Genomic DNA, 18252 nt, shown 5'->3' on the forward strand with positions numbered 1-18252 from the left:
CATACGATGAACGCACCCGAACCGCAGCCGCGCGGCACGTTGATGATCCAGGGCACGACGTCCGACGCGGGCAAGAGCACGCTCGTCGCGGGCCTGTGCCGCCTCGCGCGTCGCGCTGGCGCGCGCGTCGCGCCGTTCAAGCCGCAGAACATGGCGCTGAACAGCGCGGTGACGGCCGATGGCGGCGAGATCGGCCGCGCGCAGGCGTTGCAGGCGCTCGCCGCGGGTGTCTTGCCACATACCGATTTCAACCCGGTGCTGCTGAAGCCGACGAGCGATCGCGGCGCGCAGGTGATCATCCACGGCAAGGCGCGCATGAACCTCGATGCGCGTGCGTACCACGACTACAAGCCGGTTGCGTTCGACGCGGTGCTCGAGTCGTACGCGCGGCTGCGTGCCGGCTACGACACGGTGCTCGTCGAAGGCGCGGGCAGCCCGGCCGAAATCAACCTGCGCGAAGGCGATATCGCGAACATGGGCTTCGCCGAACGCGTGGACTGCCCGGTCGTGCTGGTGGCCGACATCGACCGCGGCGGCGTGTTCGCGCACCTGGTCGGCACGCTCGCGTGCCTGTCGGACAGCGAGCGCGCGCGCGTGCGCGGCTTCGTGATCAACCGCTTTCGCGGCGACATCAAGCTGCTCGAACCGGGCCTCGACTGGCTGCGCGCGCAGACGGGCAAGCCGGTGTTCGGCGTGCTCCCGTACCTGCACGGCTTGATGCTCGACGCCGAAGACATGCTGCCATCGCAGGCGCGCAGCGCCGCCGCCTTGCGCGGCGACGCCGGCGTGCTGCGCGTGGTGGTGCCCGCGCTGCCGCGGATCAGCAACCATACCGATTTCGATCCGCTGCGCGCGCATCCGCAGGTCGAGTTCACGTACTGGAAGAGCGGCCCGGTGCCCGATGCCGACCTGCTGATCCTGCCCGGCTCGAAAAACGTGCAGCGCGATCTCACGTGGTTGCGCGACGCAGGCTGGGACGCGCTGATCCGCCGGCACCTGCGCTATGGCGGCAAGGTGATCGGGATCTGCGGCGGCATGCAGATGCTCGGCCGCACACTGGACGATCCGCTCGGCCTCGAAGGCGCGCCCGGCAGCATGCCGGGGCTCGGGCTGCTCGACTTCGACACGACGCTGCAGCCGGACAAGACGCTGAAGAACGTGACCGGGCATCTCGCGCTGCCCGGCGCGGCCGCCGTGCACGGCTATGAGATCCATATGGGCGACACGCGCGGACCCGCGCTCGCGTCGCCCGCGCTGGAACTGGCGGCGGGCGACGCACCGGGCGGCGTGCGCACGGACGGCGCACGGTCGGCCGACGGGCAGATCCTCGCGACCTACGTGCACGGACTGTTCGACGCGCCCGACGCGTGTGCGGCACTCCTCGCGTGGGCGGGGCTCGACGGGGCGGCGCGCATCGACTACCCGGCGCTGCGCGAGGCGTCGCTGGAGCGGCTGGCCGATTCGTTCGCCGAGCATCTCGACCTGCGCGCGCTGTACGCGGAGTTCCGCTGACGCAGGGCGTGCCTGGCCTGGCATTTTGCGGCGGAGCGTGTACAACTCAGATGGGCGGAGGTCCGCCGAAGGAGCGCGACGATGAAGGCTCGATGGTGGTTGGGCATGCTGCTCGCGGCGCTGCTGGGCGCGTCGGCGGTGGCGCATGCGTGCGACTCGTACGCGCCGGGCGGCGGCCCGGCCGGTTCGGGTGACGCCGCGCAAGGCAAAAGCGGCGGCTGACGTTCGTAGCCAGTACGGGCAGCGGGGCATGATCGGTCATGCCCCTTTTTACGCCGCAATTCGTTCCTGCGGGGAATCAGTTAAAGCCATATCGGGTGTTTATTGGCCGAATTGATTCGAATAGAGTGCGATCCATTCTCATCCACTCATGAAGGAATTCGCCATGACCCCGCATCGCCTGAACGATCTCGGCGCGACGCTGCTGCGCGTCGCACTCGGTGTGCTGTACCTCGCGCACGTCGCGCAGAAGGTGTTCGTCTTCACGCTGCCCGGCACCGCGCAGTTCTTCGCGTCGATCGGCCTGCCGGGCTGGCTCGCGTATGTGACGACGTTCGTCGAACTGGCCGGCGGCCTTGCGCTGCTCGCGGGCTTCCGCGTGCGTATCGCCGCGCTGGTGCTGCTGCCGTTCATGCTCGGCGCGGTGTCCGCGCATCTGCCCAACGGCTGGAGCTTCGCGTCGCCGAACGGCGGCTGGGAATATCCGGCGTTCTGGGCCGTCACGCTGGCCGTGCAGGCGCTGCTGGGCGGCGGCGCATTCGCGCTCGGCGCACCGCGTGCCGCGGCGCGAACCGCTTGAAAGGGGGCGCGCATCGGCGCAACCCGTTCCGGTGACACCCCGTTTGCCGATATCATCGCTCCCTGTATCCGCAATCGAGCGGCGCCTGCCAGGCGGCAGGTGCCGCGCGGCTTTTTCGGGGGAATTCATGACGGTCATCGTGGTGGCAAATCCGAAGGGCGGCGTGGGGAAAAGCACGCTGTCCACCAATCTTGCCGGCTATTTCGCGGCGCAGGGCGCATGGGTCGCGCTCGCCGATCTGGATCGGCAGCAGTCCGCGCATGCGTGGCTCGACCTGCGGCCGGCCGGCCTGCCGGCGATCGAGGCGTGGAGTCTCGATCCGGACGCGCCGTCGAAGCCGCCGCGCGGCCTCGAATATGCGGTGATCGACACGCCGGCCGGCCTGCACGGCAACCGGCTGAACGTCGCGCTGCAGCTCGCCGACAAGGTGATCGTGCCGCTGCAGCCGTCGATGTTCGATATTCTCGCGACCCAGCAGTTTCTGGAGCGCCTCGCCGGCGAAAAGGCCGTGCGCAAGGGCAGCGTCGAGGTCGGGATCGTCGGGATGCGGGTGGACGCGCGCACGCGCTCGTCCGACCAATTGCACCGTTTCGTCGAAGGGCTCGGGCTGCCGGTGCTCGGCTACGTGCGCGACACGCAGAACTACGTGCAGATCGCCGCGCACGGCCTGACGCTGTGGGACGTCGCGAAAAGCCGCGTCGAGAAGGATCTCGAACAGTGGCGGCCGATCGTCGAATGGGCCGAGCGTCGCGCGCCGAAAGCGGAGAAGGTCGCCAAGGCGTCTTGATCGCCGATGGCCGAATACCCGCGAGGCCAGGTGCGGCAGGGTGAATGAAGAAGGGCCTGATCCGGCATCGTGACGGATCAGGCCCTTCCTCTTCCTGCATATGCGACTGCGCGGCGCCGGCCGTCACGGCGCGTGGGCGCGCCGCGGCAGCGATCCGGCGCGTCGCGACACGCCGGCCGCGGCGTGGATCAGGTCCAGTTCTGCGTCGGCACGTGATCGCGGTGGCCCTTGATCTTGTTGCCTTCGTCGATGAACACGAGCTTCGGCTTCCAGCCGGCTTGCAGCTCGGCTTCATCGACCATCGCGAACGCCGCGATGATCACGAGGTCGCCGAGTTGCGCGCGGCGAGCGGCCGAGCCGTTCAGCGAAATCATCCCGCTGCCGCGCTCGCCCTTGATCGCGTACGTCGAGAAGCGCTCGCCGTTGTTGATGTTCCAGATGTCGATCCGTTCATTTTCGATGAGGCCCGCCGCTTCGAGCAGGTCTTCGTCGATCGCGCACGAGCCTTCGTAATGCAGCTCGCAGTGCGTGACGGCCGCGCGGTGGATCTTCGATTTGAGCATATGGCGCTGCATGGTATCTCCGTGATGCGTGAGAGGCGAGGGCGGGCGGCCCGTCAGATTTCCAGGTTGTCGATCAGGCGCGTCGCGCCGAGTTTCGCGGCCGCGAGCACGACGAGCGGCTCGCCGGCTTCGAGTTCGGCGGCGCTCGGCGCGATCAGGTTCGCGCGGCGGCGGATCGAGATGTAGTCGGGCGCCCAGCCGCGCTCGGCCAGGTGCGCGCGCGCGGTCTGCTCGAGCCTGCCGAGGTCGCGCTCGCCGCCGAGCACGCTGTCGCGCACGCGCTGCAGCGTCTTCGCGAGTTCGGGCGCTTCCTTGCGCTCGTCGGTCGTCAGGTAGCGGTTGCGCGACGACAGCGCGAGGCCGTCCTCGTCGCGCACGGTCTCGGCCGCGACGATGTCGACCGGCAGCGCAAGCTGCTGGCACATCCGGCGCACGATCATCAGCTGCTGGTAGTCCTTCTTGCCGAACACGGCGACGCGCGGCTGCACGCACGACATCAGCTTCGTGACGACCGTGCACACGCCGGCGAAGAAGCCCGGGCGAAACTCGCCCTCGAGAATCCCGCCGAGATCGTCGGGCGGCAGCACGCGGTACTCCTGCGGCTCCGGATACATGTCGCGCTCGGTCGGCGCGAACAGCACGTAGACGTTTTCCTTCTGCAGCTTCTCGATGTCGTCCTGGAGCGTGCGCGGATATTTGTCGAAATCCTCGTTCGGGCCGAACTGCAGCCGGTTGACGAAGATGCTCGCCACGACCGGGTCGCCGTGCTGGCGCGCGAGGCGCATCAGCGACAGGTGACCTTCGTGCAGGTTGCCCATCGTCGGCACGAACGCCGTGCGGTTCTGTCCGCGCAACTGGTCGCGCAGTTCCTGGATCGAGCTGATGACTTTCATGATCGGGTAGCGGGTTCCTCGCGCAGGCGCGCGTTGGCGCCGCAACAGCGGCGTCGGGGTCGAAGCGGAGAACGCCGGCGCGCGGGCGGCGCATCGGGCGTCGGCGGATTGTAGAGGATTTGGCCGCCGGGCGCATCGAAAAAAGTACGATCGTTCACTTTTTGATCGGGCGCACCGCGAGCGAGCCGCGCCGGCGGGCCCGGCGGCAGGATGCGGTGCATTTCGGTGTGCGGGGTGGCGCGGGCGCAGCGGCGCGCCTTACGCGGGCAGGTACGCGAGGCGCACGTAGATCGGCGCGAACGGTTCGGCCTGCGTGATCTCGACGAGCGATTCGCGCGCGAGTTCGAGCATCGCGATGAAGTTCACGACGACGACTGGCACGCCGCGCGACGTGTCGAACAGGTCGGCGAACTCCATGAAGCGTGCGTTTTGCAGCCGGCGCAGGATCAGGCTCATGTGTTCGCGCACCGACAACTCCTCGCGGGAGATCTTGTGGTGCTGGACGAGCTTCGCGCGCTTGAGCACGTCGGCCCATGCGGCGCGCAGGTCGTCCGAATCGACGTCCGGGAAGCGCGGCGTGATGCTCTGCTCGATGTAGACCTCGGCGCGCAGGAAGTCGCGGCCGAGCTGCGGCAGCTGGTCGAGGCGTTGCGCGGCGAGCTTCATCTGCTCGTATTCGAGCAGGCGGCGCACGAGTTCCGCGCGCGGATCCTCGGCTTCCTCGCCGGTATCGGCCTTCTTGACCGGCAGCAGCATCCGCGACTTGATCTCGATCAGCATCGCGGCCATCAGCAGGTATTCGGCCGCCAGCTCGAGGTTCGACGTGCGGATCTGGTCGACGTAGCCCAGATATTGCGCGGTGACCTGCGCCATCGGGATGTCGAGCACGTTGAAGTTCTGCTTGCGGATCAGGTACAGCAGCAGGTCGAGCGGGCCTTCGAACGTCTCGAGGAACACCTCGAGCGCATCGGGCGGGATGTAGAGGTCCTGCGGCAGCTTGAAGAGCGGCTCGCCGTACAGACGTGCGAACGCCGCGACACCGTCAACCGTGTCGGGCGTCGAATCGGCGCCCGCGGGCGCGGCAATCGCGTCGTCCTGCCGGGCGGCGCTGGCCTCGTCGGCGGCGCTCACGTCGTCAGAAGTTCTGGTAGTAGACGTAGGACGTTTGCTTCACGCGCGATTCCTGCTGCTCGGCGCGCTCGTCGAGGTCGATCGGCTGCTTGTCCCACAACAGCGAACGGCCCTTGCGCTGCTCTTCTTCGAGCGTCGGCTTCTGTTGCTTGAGCTGGTTCAGGAATTGCGTGACGTCGGACTGGTACGGCATGGCTTGGCTTTCCGTTTCGGGCGGCGCACGACGCGCCGGGTTCGCGATGGCGGGATTTTACCGCATCGCGGGGAACAGCCGGCGGCAATCGCGCGTCGAATCCGCTGGCCGACACCCGCGGCCCGACCGGCCGGGCCCGCGCGCGCTTCGTTGCGTCCTGGCGTCAAAGCGGTGCCCGTGCGGGCAGAGCCGTCGCCCTGTGGTCAAATACGGGGTTTTCCACACAATCACGACAACCGAGGACGAGGTCATATTTGGCGGGTCAGGTGAACCAGCAGGCACATACGGCGCATGAGGCGAGCCCGCGCGCGGCGCTTCACCGCGGTCGTCGCGCGCGGCGCGGCGCCGGCGCGGCGGCCCGGGCAGCCCTCGTGGGCTGTCTCGCCGCGTTCGTGGTGCTGCCGGCTTACGCGAAGTACGACGTCGACATCGACGCGCCGCGCGCGATCCGCAAGCTCCTCGAGGCCCATCTCGACATCGCGCGCTTCGCCAAGCGCGACGACATCAGCGACGACCAGTTCGACTTCCTCGTGACCGCCACGCCGCAGCAGGTGCGCGACCTGACCGCGACGGCCGGCTATTTCTCGCCGGTCGTGCGCACCGACGTGCGCACGCGCGACGGCAAGCGCGACGTGCGCGTCGCCGTCGATCCGGGGCCGCAGACCGTCGTGTCGACGGTCGACCTGGCATTCAAGGGCCCGGTCGGCACCGAGGATCCGAAGCAGGAGGCCGCGACCCGCTTCGCGTTCTCGCTGAAGCCGGGCGACCCGTTCACGCAGTCCGACTGGGACGGCGCGAAGGGGGCGGCGCTCAGGCAGTTGCAGTCGCGCCGCTACCTGGGCGCGAAGATCGCGTCGTCGGAGGCGCGCGTCGATCCACGCACGCAGCGCGCGACGCTGGCCGTCACGTTTGACAGCGGCCCGACGTTTACGATCGGCAAGGTCGACGTCGACGGCGTGCGCCGCTATCCGGAAAAGATCGTCACGAACGTCAATCCGCTGTCGGAAGGCGAGATCTACGACGTGCAGCGGATCACCGAGCTGCAGCGGCAGTTGCAGAACACGCCGTACTACGCGAGCGTCGCGATCGACGTCGGCGACGATACGGCGAAGCCCGAGCGCACGCCCGTGCACGTGAAGGTCAGCGAGTTTCCGTACAACAACATCCGCGGCGGCGTCGGCTATGCGACCGATACGGGCCCGCACGTGCAGGGCTCCTACACGTATCTCGACACATTCGGCGCCGCCTGGCCGCTCACCGTGTCGGGCCGGCTCGACCAGATCCAGCAGTACGGCCAGGTCCAGCTGTCGATGCCGCCAGGCCAGAAAGGATGGACCAACAGCGTGCTCGCGTCGTACACGAACACCAACGTGTCGGACACGCGCATCTACAGCGCGCGGGTCGGCGTGCAGCGGACACGCACCGGCCAGTTCATCGACTACGCGTACTCGCTGATGTTCTACCAGGACCGGCTCGACCAGAACGGCGCCGGCCCGACCACGAGCCGCGCGCTGGTGCCGCAATGGGCATGGACGCGCCGCAACGTCGACGATCCGCTGTTCCCGCGCTCGGGCAACCTGATTCACGCGGAGGCCGGCTTCGCGATCAAGGGCGTGCTGACCGATCAGACCTTCATCCGCGGTTACGCGCGCGGCCAGCAGTACGTGCCGATCGGCAAGCGCGACCTGTTCGTGTTCCGCGCGGAGCTCGGCGGCGTGTTCACGAGCGGCAGCTCGAGCGGCGTGCCGGCGTCGCTGCTGTTTCGCGCGGGCGGCTCGAATTCGGTGCGCGGCTATGGCTACCAGAGCATCGGCAACAGCGTCGACGGCTCCGTCCTGCCGACCAAGTACCTGATGACGGGCACCGCCGAATACCAGCACTGGTTCAACCGCGACTGGGGCGCCGCGACCTTCTTCGACATCGGCACCGCGACCGATGCGTGGGGCGAGCGCGTGTTCTACCCGGGCGTCGGCATCGGCGCGCGCTGGCGCAGCCCGGTCGGCCCGATCAACGTCGACGTCGCGTACGGACTGCGCAACCACAGCGTGCGCCCGTACCTGACGCTCGGCATCGCTTTCTGACCTTGTTGCACGAGCCACGACGAACCGCATGACGAAGGATCCGAACGACACGCCGCCGCCCAACGATCCGGACTCGCCCGAGCGCGCGCCGGACGCGCCGCCGCGCCGCGTGCGTGGGGGCCGGATCGCCGCGTGGGCGCTCGTGACGGTCGTGCTGCTCGTCGTGCTGGCGGCCGGGCTCGTGCTGGCCGCGGCGACGACCGAGCGCGGCACGCGGCTCGCGTGGCAGGCGGCCGTGCGCGTGCTGGGCGGCCGGCTGGCGGGCACGCTCGAAGGCGGTTCGCTCGCAACCGGCGTGCGCGTGCGCGGCTTCGCGTGGACGAGCCCCGGCGGCGCCGGCACCGAAGTGCGGATCGACCGGCTCGACGGCCGCTGGGCGCTCACCCGCGCGCCGTGGCGGTTGTCCGTTGACTACCTTCGCGCGGGCACGATCGATGTACGGATCGCGCCGGGTCCGTCGACGCCGGCCGCGACGCCGCAGGACCTGAGCCTGCCGCTGCAGTTGCGGATCGACGACCTGCGCGTCGATCACCTGGCGATTCACGAAGGTGGGTCGACGACGCAGCTCGACCATCTCGCGCTGAGCGGCCGCAGCGACGGCCGTCACCATGAACTCGCGCTCGACGGCGTCGACACACCGTACGGCGCGCTGACCGCCCGCGCGAAGCTCGACGGCGTGAAGCCGTTCGCGCTGACGGGCAACGCGACCTACGTGGGCAAGCTCGCGAACGAACCGGTCAACGCGAGCGCGAACGTATCGGGTTCGCTCGAAGCGCTCGTCGCCGACGTCGCCGCGAGCGGGATGAAGCTGAACGGGCGCGCGCACGTCGAGGCCGCGCCGTTCGGCGCGGTGCCGCTCACGCGTGCGTCGCTCGCGTTCGATCACGTGAACCCGCAGGCGATCGCGCCGGGCGCGCCGGCCGCCGATCTCGCGGTGCGCGCGGAGCTGGCGCCCGTGACCGCGCCGGCCGGCGCCGCACCGGCGAAGGGTTTCGCGGTGACCGGCCCGGTGTCGATCGTCAACGCGAAGCCCGGCACGCTCGGCGAGCACCTGCTGCCCGTCGTCGACGCCCATGCGACCGTCAATCTCGACGCGCACGCGCAGCGGATCGACGGCCTCGCGCTGAAACTGATCCGCGACGGCAGCGTGACCGGCAACGGCACGCTGACGGGCGGCAAGGGCCGCTTCGACCTGAAGGTCGCGAACCTCGACCTCAATGCGTTCGTCGCCGAATTGCGGCCGATGCGCCTCGGCGGCCCGCTCGGCGTGACGCTCGCCGGCGACGTGACGACCGTCGACTTCAACCTGAACGATCCGAAGCTTGCGCTCGGCGCGCGTGCGAAAGTCGCGCTGACGTCGCAGCAGACGGCGCTGACCGATGCGCGCGTGACGGCGGGCAAGGGCCGTATCGACCTGACCGGCGTGTTCCGTCACGACGCGCATTCGAGCTACGACGCGAAGGCGACGCTGACCGCATTCGATCCGCTGCTGCTCGCCGCGATGAGCGCGCCGGGCGCGGGCGGCGGCAAGCCGGCCGCCAGAACGGCGAAGACAGTAGCGAAGGCGCCGGCCAGGCGCGGCGAGACGCGCGTATCGGGCACGCTGACGGCCTCCGGCGCGTTCGAGCCGCAGGTGTCGACGAAGGCGACCTTCAAGCTCGGCGACAGCCTCTACGACGGCGTGCCGCTGACCGGCGCCGGCGTCGTGCAGCTCGTCGGCGCGCGGATCCTGCCGAGCAACGCGAACCTGACGATCGCGGGCAACCATGTCGACCTGCGCGGCAGTTTCGGCGCGCCGGGCGACCGGCTGCGCTTCGTCGTCGACGCGCCCGAGCTCGACCGGCTCGGCTTCGGCGTGCAGGGCCTCGTGCAGGCGCAGGGCGAGCTGACCGGCAGCTTCGCGCATCCGAACGTGACGGCCACCTACAAGGCCCAGCACGTCGTGCTCGGTTCGAACCGGATCGGTGCCGCGCAGGGGCGCGCCGACATCCGCGACGGCGCGCACGGTGCGCTCGTATTCACGGCCGACGCGACCGACATCGCGCTCGGCTCGCTGCAATTGAAATCGCTACGCGCGAATCTCGACGGCACGCGCGCGAAGCATACGCTCGACGCGTCGGCGATCGGGACGGCCGGCGGCCGCGTGATCGACCTGACGTTCGCGGCGAACGGCGGCGTGGTCGAGAATCGCGACGGGATGCGCTGGGACGGCACCGTCACGCGCCTCGCAAACCGCGGCACGCCGGCAGTGGCGCTGCTCTCGCCGCTCGCCGTGTCGGCCGGGGCCGGCCGCGTGACGCTCGGCGCGACGCGACTCACGCTCGAAGGTGCCGCGATCGACCTGAAGTCGTTCGTGTTCGATCACGGCCAGGTGCGCTCGGCAGGCACCGTGCGCGGCGCGTCGGTCGCGCGCTTCCTCGAGATTCGCCAGGAGCTGACGGGCCAGCGGCCGCCGCTGCGCACCGACGTCGTGCTCGATGCCGACTGGGATTTCTCGCTCGGCGCGAACGCGACGGGCTACGTGCAGGTGAAGCGGCGCGGCGGCGACGTGACGATCGAGACCGGGCGCGGCATCGCGTCGCTCGGGCTGACCGACCTGTCGGCGCGCGCGAGCTTTGCGCCGGGCAACCGGCTCAACGTGGTGGCGCTGGCGAAGGCGAACCGGGTCGGCACGCTCGACGCGAACGTCACCGTGCCGTTCGCGCTGCGCGACGGCGTGTTCGGCGTCGTCGACGACGGCCCGCTGGCGGGCCGCATCGACGCCGACATCCCGTCGCTGAAGGCGACCGGCAACCTGTTCGGGCCGAGCTATCTGCTCGGCGGGCGCGCGGCGCTGAAGCTGACGGTCGCTGGCACGCCGGTGAAGCCGAACGTGTCGGGCATGCTGACGGGCGACGATCTGTCCGCGACGCTCGTCGACCAGGGCGTGCAGCTGAAGGACGGCATCGTGCGCGTGAAGCTTGCGGAGAACCTCGTCGAATTCCAGCAGGTCGAGTTCCATGGCGGCGACGGCACGCTGCGCGCGATCGGCCGTGTGCGTCTCGACGGCGAGGCGTCGGACCTGACCGCGAGCATCGTCGCCGACAAACTCGAACTGTTCGCGGCGCCGGACCGCAAGCTGTCGCTGTCGGGCAAAGCGACCGTCGCGAACGACGGGCCGCGCGGCGCGCTGTCGATCGACGGCAAGTTCGTCGTCGACCGTGCGCTGTTCGACCTGCCGGAAGACGCGGCGCCGCACTTGTCCGACGATGTCGTCGTGGTGCGACCGGACGGGACCGTGCGCGGCGAGACGCCGACCGGCACGGCGGTCGCGAAGCCGCAGAAGGTCGAGGACAAGCCGGCGCCGTCGCTCGCGCCGCGCGCGAACATCGACATCGGCCTCGGCAACAACTTCCGCTTCAAGGGACACGGCGCGGATCTCGGGCTGCGCGGCACGATCACCGTGATGAGCGCGCCTGGCGTGCCACTGCGCGCGATCGGCAACGTGCGCGTGACCGAAGGGTCGACGTATACGTCGTTCGGCCGCAAGCTCGCGGTCGAGAACGGCTTCTTCACGTTCAACGGCCCCGTGTCGAATCCGGGCGTGAACATCCTCGCCATGCGGCGCAACCAGGAGGTCGAGGCCGGGGTGCAGGTTACCGGCACGATCCAGGCTTTGACGGTCAAGCTGGTGTCGGAACCCAACGTCACCGACAACGAAAAGCTGTCGTGGCTGCTGTTCGGGCACGGCACCGACCAGGGCAACAACGTCGGCCAGCAGGGCACGATGACGGCGGCGCTCGCGCTGCTCGGCAGCGTGACCGGCAAGCGCGTCGCGCAGACCTTCGGCCTCGACGAATTCTCGATCGGCCGCAGCGACGTCGGTCTGACCGATCCGCAGGTCATCCAGGTCTCGAAGGCGATCAACGAGCGTTTCGTGCTCGGCTTCGAGCAGGGCCTCCAGTCGGCGAGCAACGCGTTCAAGGCGACGATCAACCTGACGCGCTTCTGGTCCGTGTCTGCATACGGCGGCACGTTCCAGGGCGTCGACCTGAACTACACGCGGCGCTTCGATCGCTGGTTCAGCCGGCGGTGACGGCACGCGCTTCGACGCGCATCGGAATCGTCGTCGCGACTCGCATCGCCGTCGCGCATGAAAAAAGCCCCGCACGCATTGAACTGACCCCGTAAAGTTGGACGGGTTATGACGGCTAGGGCTGAGAGGGCTGAGTTCTGTATTGCACGGGACTCAGCCCTTTTAGTTTCAGTTTGATGCGGTCGTGATTGTAGTAGTGGATGTAGCTTGCCAAGCCGGATTGCAGTTCGTCCAGGTTGCGGAACCGATTCAGATGGAAGAACTCGGATTTCAGCGTGCCGAAGAAGCTCTCCATGGCGGCGTTGTCCAGGCAATTCCCTTTATGCGACATGCTTTGCGTGAGCGCTCGTTGCTGCAGTAGGCGGCGATACGCTGGCATCTGGTACTGCCAGCCCTGATCCGAATGCAAGAGAGGCCGCTCGTGTGACTTCAAGCGCGCCAATGCCTTGCGAAGCATTGCGCTGACCATCTCGAACGCCGGGCGCCTCGCGGTTTCATAAGCAATGATCTCGCCGTTGTACAGATCGAGCACTGGTGACAGGTACAGCTTCTGGCCGCCCACGTTGAATTCCGTGACATCCGTTACCCACTTCTCGTTCGGACGCTTTGCGTAGAACCGACGCTGTAAAACATGAGGTGCAACACGTCCGACGCTACCTTTGTAGGAGCGGTATTTCTTCGGGCGCACACAAGACTTCAGCCGCAACTCGCCCATCAGACGCGCCACAGTCTTGTGGTTAATCACCTGTCCCAGATTACGTAGAGCGAGCGTGATGCGTCGATAGCCGTAGCGGCCCTTGTGCCGTTCGAACAGCGAGCAGATTCTCGCCCTTGTATCGGCATACTTGTCGGCTGCTCCGAGCAATTTCTGATGATAGTAGAACGTGCTGCGCGCCAAGCCGGCAACCTTCAACAAGCCCGCAAGCGGATATTGCTGCCTTAGCTCGAGCACGATTTGCGCTTTTTGCGTTGCGCTGATCGCTGCTGCGCTTGAGCCAAGGCTTCGAGCTTTTTTAGGTACGCGTTCTCCATGCGCAGGAAGTTCAACTCGTCGAGTAGTTCCTGTCGGGAGCGCGTATCGTCCTCGGGTAGCGGCGGTGGCGTGATCGGTGGCTTGGGCATCTTTCTGGGGCGCCCCCGCTGGCGCGGCGACAGTGCGTCTATACCGCCTTCATCATACTGGCGTTTCCACTGGCCGATGGCCGTACGGTTCCTAATGTTGAAGCGTGCAGCCGTCTCACGCGCTGACAACCCCTCGCTACGCATTTGCTGCAGTACAAGCAACTTGAACTCTGCGCTGTAGCGCTCGCACTTCTTCTTCAAGCCTGCCGGACCATGTATGCGATGGGCCGCCACCCACTTGCGGATCGTCGCCTCATCGACGCCGTGGCGCTTGGACATCTCACGGAACCCAGCGTGGCCGGACTCGTACTCCTCTGCAATGGATACCTTGAACTGCTCCGTGTACTTGCTCATGAAAAACACCCCAAAGGTTGGATCGATGTCCAACTTTTGGGGTGCAGTTCACGCATCGTGCGGGGCTTTCGTGCGCAACGGGCGGCGCGTGCTACTTACTTCACGCGCATGCCGGGCTTCGCGCCGCTGTGCGGCTCGAGGATGTAGAGGCCCGGCTCGGCCTTCTCGTCGGCGGCCGACGCGGCGAGCACCATCCCTTCGGACAGCCCGAACTTCATCTTGCGCGGCGCGAGGTTCGCGACCATCACCGTCAGCTTGCCGACGAGCTGCTCGGGCTGGTACGCGGACTTGATGCCCGAGAACACGTTTCGGGTCTTTTCCTCGCCGACGTCGAGCGTGAGCTGCAGCAGCTTGTCCGAGCCTTCAACGGCCTGGCACGCGACGATCTTCGCAATGCGCAGGTCGACCTTCGCGAAATCGTCGATCGAGATCGGACCGTCGTCGGCACCGTTCGCGGCGGCGGCCTTCGCGTTCGCCTTGGCGTTCTTGCCTTCCTTCGCGGCGTTGGCCGCGCTCGCGGCAGCGGCGCCGGTGGCCTCGGCCTGCAGCGAATCGCGGTTCGCGGCGAGCAGCGCGTCGATCTGCTTCGGATCGACGCGCGTCATCAGGTGCTGGTACGCCTTGACCGGCTGCGCGGACGACAGCGGTTTCGCGGCGTCGGCCCACGTGAGCGGCGCGATCCCGAAGAAGGTCTCGACGGCTTCGGCCACGCGCGGCATCACCGGCTTCAGCGCGAGCGACAGCAGGCGGAATGCCTCGAGGCTCACGCTGCAGGTTTCGTGCAGCGCGACCGCGTTGGCCGGATCCTTCGCGAGTTCCCACGGCTTCGCGCCGTCGACGTATGCGTTCACTTCGTCAGCGAGTTCCATCGTCTGGCGCAGCGCGCGGCTGTATTCGCGCGCTTCGTAGTGCGCGGCGATCGCGGGAATCGCATCGCGCAGCTTCGCGACGAGCGGATGGTTCATCGCGCTGTCCTGCACGCGGCCGTCGAAGCGCTTGAGCAGGAAGCCGGCCGCGCGGCTCGCGATGTTCACGTACTTGCCGACGAGATCGCTGTTCACGCGCGCCTGGAAATCATCGAGGTTCAGGTCGATATCTTCCATCGTCGCGTTCAGCTTCGCGGCGAAGTAGTAGCGCAGCCATTCCGGGTTCAGGCCGGTGTCGATGTAGCTCTGCGCGGTGATGAACGTGCCGCGCGACTTCGACATCTTCGCGCCGTCGACCGTCAGGAAGCCGTGCGCGAACACGTTGGTCGGCGTGCGATGGCCCGAGAACTCGAGCATCGCCGGCCAGAACAGCGTGTGGAAATACAGGATGTCCTTGCCGATGAAGTGGTACTGCTCGGCGGTCGAGCCCGACCGGATCCACGCGTCGAAGTCGATGCCCTTGCGGTCGCACAGGTTCTTGAAGCTCGCGTAATAACCGACCGGCGCGTCCAGCCACACGTAGAAGTACTTGCCGGGTGCGCCCGGGATCTCGAAGCCGAAGTACGGCGCGTCGCGCGAGATGTCCCAGTCGGCGAGGCGGGCTTCGCCGGCGTCGCCGAGCCATTCGCGCATCTTGTTGGTGGCTTCGGGCTGAGCGAGGCCGCTGACCCATTCGCGCAGGAACGACTCGCAGCGCGGGTCCGACAGGCGGAAGAAATAGTGCGTCGACGTCTTGCGCACCGGCGTCGCACCGGATACGACCGAATACGGATTCAGCAGTTCGGTCGGCAGATAGGTCGAACCGCACACTTCGCAGTTGTCGCCGTACTGGTCCTTCGCGTGGCACTTCGGGCATTCGCCCTTGATGAAGCGGTCCGGCAGGAACATTTCCTTGACCGGGTCGTACGCCTGCTCGATCTCGCGCTCGGCGATCAGGTCGTTTTCCTTCAGCGCGAGGTAGATCTTCTCGCTCAGCACGCGGTTCTCGTCCGAGTCGGTCGAGTAGAAGTTGTCGAACGACACGCCGAAGCTGTCGAAATCGCGCTTGTGCTCGGTCCACACGCGGTCGATCAACTGCTTCGGCGTCAGGCCTTCCTTCTCCGCGCGCAGCATGACCGGCGTGCCGTGCGTGTCGTCGGCGCCGATGTAGTAGACCTCGTGGCCGTGCATTCGAAGCGTCCGCACCCAGATGTCGGTCTGGATGTACTCGACCAGGTGGCCGATGTGGATCTGGCCATTGGCATAGGGCAGTGCGGACGTAACGAGGATCTGGCGGCTGCCTTGCGGCGCCGCAGCCTGCACGGAAGTGAGGTCGGATGCGGACATAGGGTCTGTAGAAGAACGGCGGAAACGACGGAAACTGCGATTCTAGCAGGGGCGCGGGCAGGTCAGCCGGCGCGGGCGCCATGGCGCGGACGCAGGACGGGGCGGGGCCGCCGTGGCGGCTTGCCCGGTGGCGCAATGCTGCGGCGCAGCATACGAATTCCGGGCAAAAAAAACCGGGGCGGATTCGGCCCCGGAGCAACAACGACAAGAGGAGAATGGTGACGCGCCGGCTGCGCCAGCCGCGTACCGTAAAGACAGACCGCGGGCCGCGACAGAAGTTCGAAATTTTTTTCGATTCGTTACGGATCCCGCTGGAAGCCTTGTGCGGCGGGGGCGCGTGCCCCCGTTTCCTCCTCTCGCGGCGATGCTTACTGCTGTGCTGCGCGCAGGTAGATCTCGACGCGGCGGTTTTGCGCACGGCCGGCTTCGGTCGCGTTGTCCGCGATCGGGTTCGACGGGCCCATGCCTTGTGCCGACAGGCGGCCGCCGGCGACGCCGCGCTGCACCAGTGCGTTCACGACGCTCTGCGCGCGGTTCTGCGACAGCGTCTGGTTCAGCTGTGCCGAGCCCGTGCTGTCCGTGTAGCCGACGATCGATGCCGTCACTTGCGGGTTCTGGTTCAGCGTCGTCGCCAGGTCGTTCAGCAGCGGCGTGAAGGCCGGCGTGATCGCGTACTGGTTCGTCGCGAACGTCACCGAGCTCGGCACGTTCAGCTTCAGCGAGCCGTCCGGCTGTTCGGTCACCTGCGTGCCCGTCTTGGCTGCCGACGGTGCGAGCTTGTTCTTGATCGCTTGCCAGTTGTAACCCGTCACGCCGCCGACCAGTGCGCCGACGCCCGCGCCGATCGCCGCGCCCTTGCCGCCACCGGCCAGCGCGCCGATGCCCGCGCCCAGCGCCGCACCCGTGCCGGTGCCGACGGCCGTATTGCTGCCTTGCTGCGTGGCGCAGCCTGCCAGCAGCGCGCCGGCGAGTGCGAAGACGGACAGGCGAGTCGCGATTTTCATGTTCATCTTGGATTCCTCTCTTGGTTGAACGAGTCGACAACGACGACAAACAACAGTTACGGCTCCCTGCACGGCCGCCCGAAAAAGGAAGGGCAGGCCCGTGCCGCGGCAGCCGCCGAGGCGGCCGCATGCCCTGTTCGTCAGCGGGGCTGTTCCGGACAGGGCGACGCATCAGCCTCTACAATATAGGCGGTTAGTGGCCGATTTGGCCCCATAGCATGCCGCACGCGAAGATTGCTCCGACGCGCGCGTTCGCGCAATGGCGTGCAACAGATTCTTTCACTTTTCCCGATTTTCGCAGCGTTATTTGATATTTCTTGACGTTTGCGCGCGAGAAAAACGTTTTCACGGAGTTTCAATGAGCATTGACCGGGCACAAGTCGACGCCGCACTGGCGGCTGTCGTCGACCCCAATACCGGCCGTCCGTACGCGGCGAACAAGGGCGTGCGCAACGTCGCGATCGACGGCGACGTCGTGGCGGTGGACGTGGTGCTCGGCTATCCCGCGCGCAGCCAGCACGACGACGTGCGCGCACGCATTGCCGATGCGCTGAAGGCCGTGCCGGGCGTGCGCGACGCGCGCGTCGCCGTGTCGCAGGAGATCGTCGCGCACACGGTGCAGCGCGGCGTGAAGCTGCTGCCGAACGTGAAGAACATCGTCGCGGTCGCATCGGGCAAGGGCGGCGTCGGCAAGAGCACGACGGCCGTGAACCTCGCGCTCGCGCTCGCCGCGGAAGGCGCGTCGGTCGGCATTCTCGACGCCGACATCTACGGTCCGTCGCTGCCGACCATGCTCGGCATTCACGGCCAGCGCCCCGAGTCGCCGGACAACCAGTCGATGAATCCGCTGGTCGGCCATGGGCTGCAGGCGAACTCGATCGGCTTCCTGATCGAGGAAGACAACCCGATGGTGTGGCGCGGCCCGATGGCGACATCGGCGCTCGAGCAGCTGCTGCGGCAGACCAACTGGCGCGAGCTCGACTACCTCATCGTCGACATGCCGCCGGGCACGGGCGACATCCAGCTCACGCTCGCGCAGCGCGTGCCGGTGACGGGCGCCGTGATCGTGACGACGCCGCAGGACATCGCGCTGCTCGACGCCAAGAAGGGCCTGAAGATGTTCGAGAAGGTCGGGATTCCGATCCTCGGTATCGTCGAGAACATGAGCATCCACGTCTGCTCGAACTGCGGCCACGAAGAGCACATCTTCGGCGCGGGCGGTGCCGAGCGGATGGCCCGGGATTATGGTGTGAACGTGCTCGGCAGCCTGCCGCTCGACATCGCGATCCGCGAGCGCGCCGACAGCGGCACGCCGACGGTCGTGGCCGAACCGGACGGCGCGCTGGCGCGGCGCTACCGCGATATCGCGCGCGGGGTCGCGCTGGCGATCGCCGAGCGCGCGCGCGATATGACGTCGAAGTTCCCGTCGATCGTTGTTCAAAATACGTAAAACCCTTGCGGGGCGGGGCCTCACGCTGTTTACGGC

General features: G+C 67.5%; 14 protein-coding genes. 7 read left to right on the forward strand and 7 right to left on the reverse strand.

Annotation, left to right across the window (positions count from 1 at the left end):
• The first annotated feature begins 6 nt into the window (after nt 1-6).
• The 4 genes from BTE28158_RS23895 (at nt 7) to BTE28158_RS23910 (ending at nt 3098) form a co-directional block, all read left to right on the forward strand.
• Nucleotides 7-1512 (forward strand): cobyric acid synthase, encoded by a 1506-nt coding sequence (locus tag BTE28158_RS23895; RefSeq protein WP_151052152.1) that lies wholly within the window; start codon nt 7-9, stop codon nt 1510-1512.
• An 81-nt stretch (nt 1513-1593) separates the two neighbouring features.
• Nucleotides 1594-1734 carry a hypothetical protein gene (locus BTE28158_RS23900; protein ID WP_170296487.1) on the forward strand — a complete coding sequence of 47 codons (141 nt, stop codon included), beginning with the start codon at nt 1594-1596 and terminating at the stop codon, nt 1732-1734.
• 163 nt (nt 1735-1897) lie between these two features.
• Nucleotides 1898-2311, forward strand: a complete 414-nt coding sequence (locus tag BTE28158_RS23905; protein WP_059604000.1) for a DoxX family protein — start codon at nt 1898-1900, stop codon at nt 2309-2311.
• Between the two features lie 127 nt (nt 2312-2438).
• Nucleotides 2439-3098, forward strand: a complete 660-nt coding sequence (locus BTE28158_RS23910; RefSeq protein WP_059603772.1) for a ParA family protein — start codon at nt 2439-2441, stop codon at nt 3096-3098.
• Between the two features lie 188 nt (nt 3099-3286).
• Here the strand turns inward: BTE28158_RS23910 and panD are convergent, their stop codons facing one another.
• The 4 genes from panD to BTE28158_RS23930 form a co-directional block, all read right to left on the reverse strand.
• Nucleotides 3287-3673 carry an aspartate 1-decarboxylase gene (gene panD / locus BTE28158_RS23915; RefSeq protein WP_006484038.1) on the reverse strand — a complete coding sequence of 129 codons (387 nt, stop codon included), beginning with the start codon at nt 3671-3673 and terminating at the stop codon, nt 3287-3289.
• 41 nt (nt 3674-3714) lie between these two features.
• The gene (gene panC / locus BTE28158_RS23920) at nt 3715-4554 is read right to left on the reverse strand and encodes a pantoate--beta-alanine ligase (RefSeq protein WP_124901047.1); all 840 of its coding nucleotides are present in this window, start codon (nt 4552-4554) and stop codon (nt 3715-3717) included.
• A 258-nt stretch (nt 4555-4812) separates the two neighbouring features.
• The gene (locus tag BTE28158_RS23925) at nt 4813-5685 is read right to left on the reverse strand and encodes a segregation and condensation protein A (RefSeq protein WP_059527573.1); all 873 of its coding nucleotides are present in this window, start codon (nt 5683-5685) and stop codon (nt 4813-4815) included.
• A 4-nt stretch (nt 5686-5689) separates the two neighbouring features.
• A complete protein-coding gene (locus BTE28158_RS23930; protein ID WP_044849219.1) occupies nt 5690-5878 on the reverse strand; it encodes a DUF3460 family protein in 189 nt (62 codons plus the stop codon).
• Nucleotides 5879-6132: 254 nt separating this feature from the next.
• Between BTE28158_RS23930 and BTE28158_RS23935 the strand changes: the two genes are divergently transcribed.
• Together BTE28158_RS23935 and BTE28158_RS23940 are read left to right on the forward strand one after the other, a co-directional pair.
• On the forward strand, nt 6133-7959 hold the full coding sequence (locus tag BTE28158_RS23935) for an autotransporter assembly complex protein TamA (protein ID WP_174920129.1): 1827 nt from the start codon (nt 6133-6135) through the stop codon (nt 7957-7959).
• A gap of 28 nt (nt 7960-7987) precedes the next feature.
• The gene (locus BTE28158_RS23940) at nt 7988-12034 is read left to right on the forward strand and encodes a translocation/assembly module TamB domain-containing protein (RefSeq protein ID WP_174920132.1); all 4047 of its coding nucleotides are present in this window, start codon (nt 7988-7990) and stop codon (nt 12032-12034) included.
• A gap of 115 nt (nt 12035-12149) precedes the next feature.
• Here the strand turns inward: BTE28158_RS23940 and BTE28158_RS23945 are convergent.
• The 3 genes from BTE28158_RS23945 to BTE28158_RS23955 all read right to left on the reverse strand — a co-directional run bounded on the left by BTE28158_RS23945 (nt 12150) and on the right by BTE28158_RS23955 (nt 16772).
• A protein-coding gene (locus BTE28158_RS23945; RefSeq protein ID WP_151050144.1) for an IS3-like element ISBam1 family transposase occupies nt 12150-13510 on the reverse strand; the annotation gives its coding sequence in 2 pieces (ribosomal slippage) (nt 12150-13051 and nt 13051-13510; 1362 coding nt in all).
• 95 nt (nt 13511-13605) lie between these two features.
• Nucleotides 13606-15762 carry a methionine--tRNA ligase gene (gene metG, locus BTE28158_RS23950; protein ID WP_151050146.1) on the reverse strand — a complete coding sequence of 719 codons (2157 nt, stop codon included), beginning with the start codon at nt 15760-15762 and terminating at the stop codon, nt 13606-13608.
• A gap of 368 nt (nt 15763-16130) precedes the next feature.
• Nucleotides 16131-16772, reverse strand: a complete 642-nt coding sequence (locus BTE28158_RS23955) for a YiaD family glycine zipper/OmpA-like lipoprotein (protein ID WP_059603759.1) — start codon at nt 16770-16772, stop codon at nt 16131-16133.
• 352 nt (nt 16773-17124) lie between these two features.
• Here BTE28158_RS23955 and apbC point away from each other — a divergent pair, with 352 nt between their 5' ends.
• Nucleotides 17125-18216, forward strand: a complete 1092-nt coding sequence (apbC, locus tag BTE28158_RS23960) for an iron-sulfur cluster carrier protein ApbC (protein WP_151050147.1) — start codon at nt 17125-17127, stop codon at nt 18214-18216.
• Nucleotides 18217-18252 lie beyond the last annotated feature (36 nt).

This window comes from Burkholderia diffusa, from assembly GCF_902499115.1.
Lineage (GTDB): Bacteria > Pseudomonadota > Gammaproteobacteria > Burkholderiales > Burkholderiaceae > Burkholderia > Burkholderia diffusa.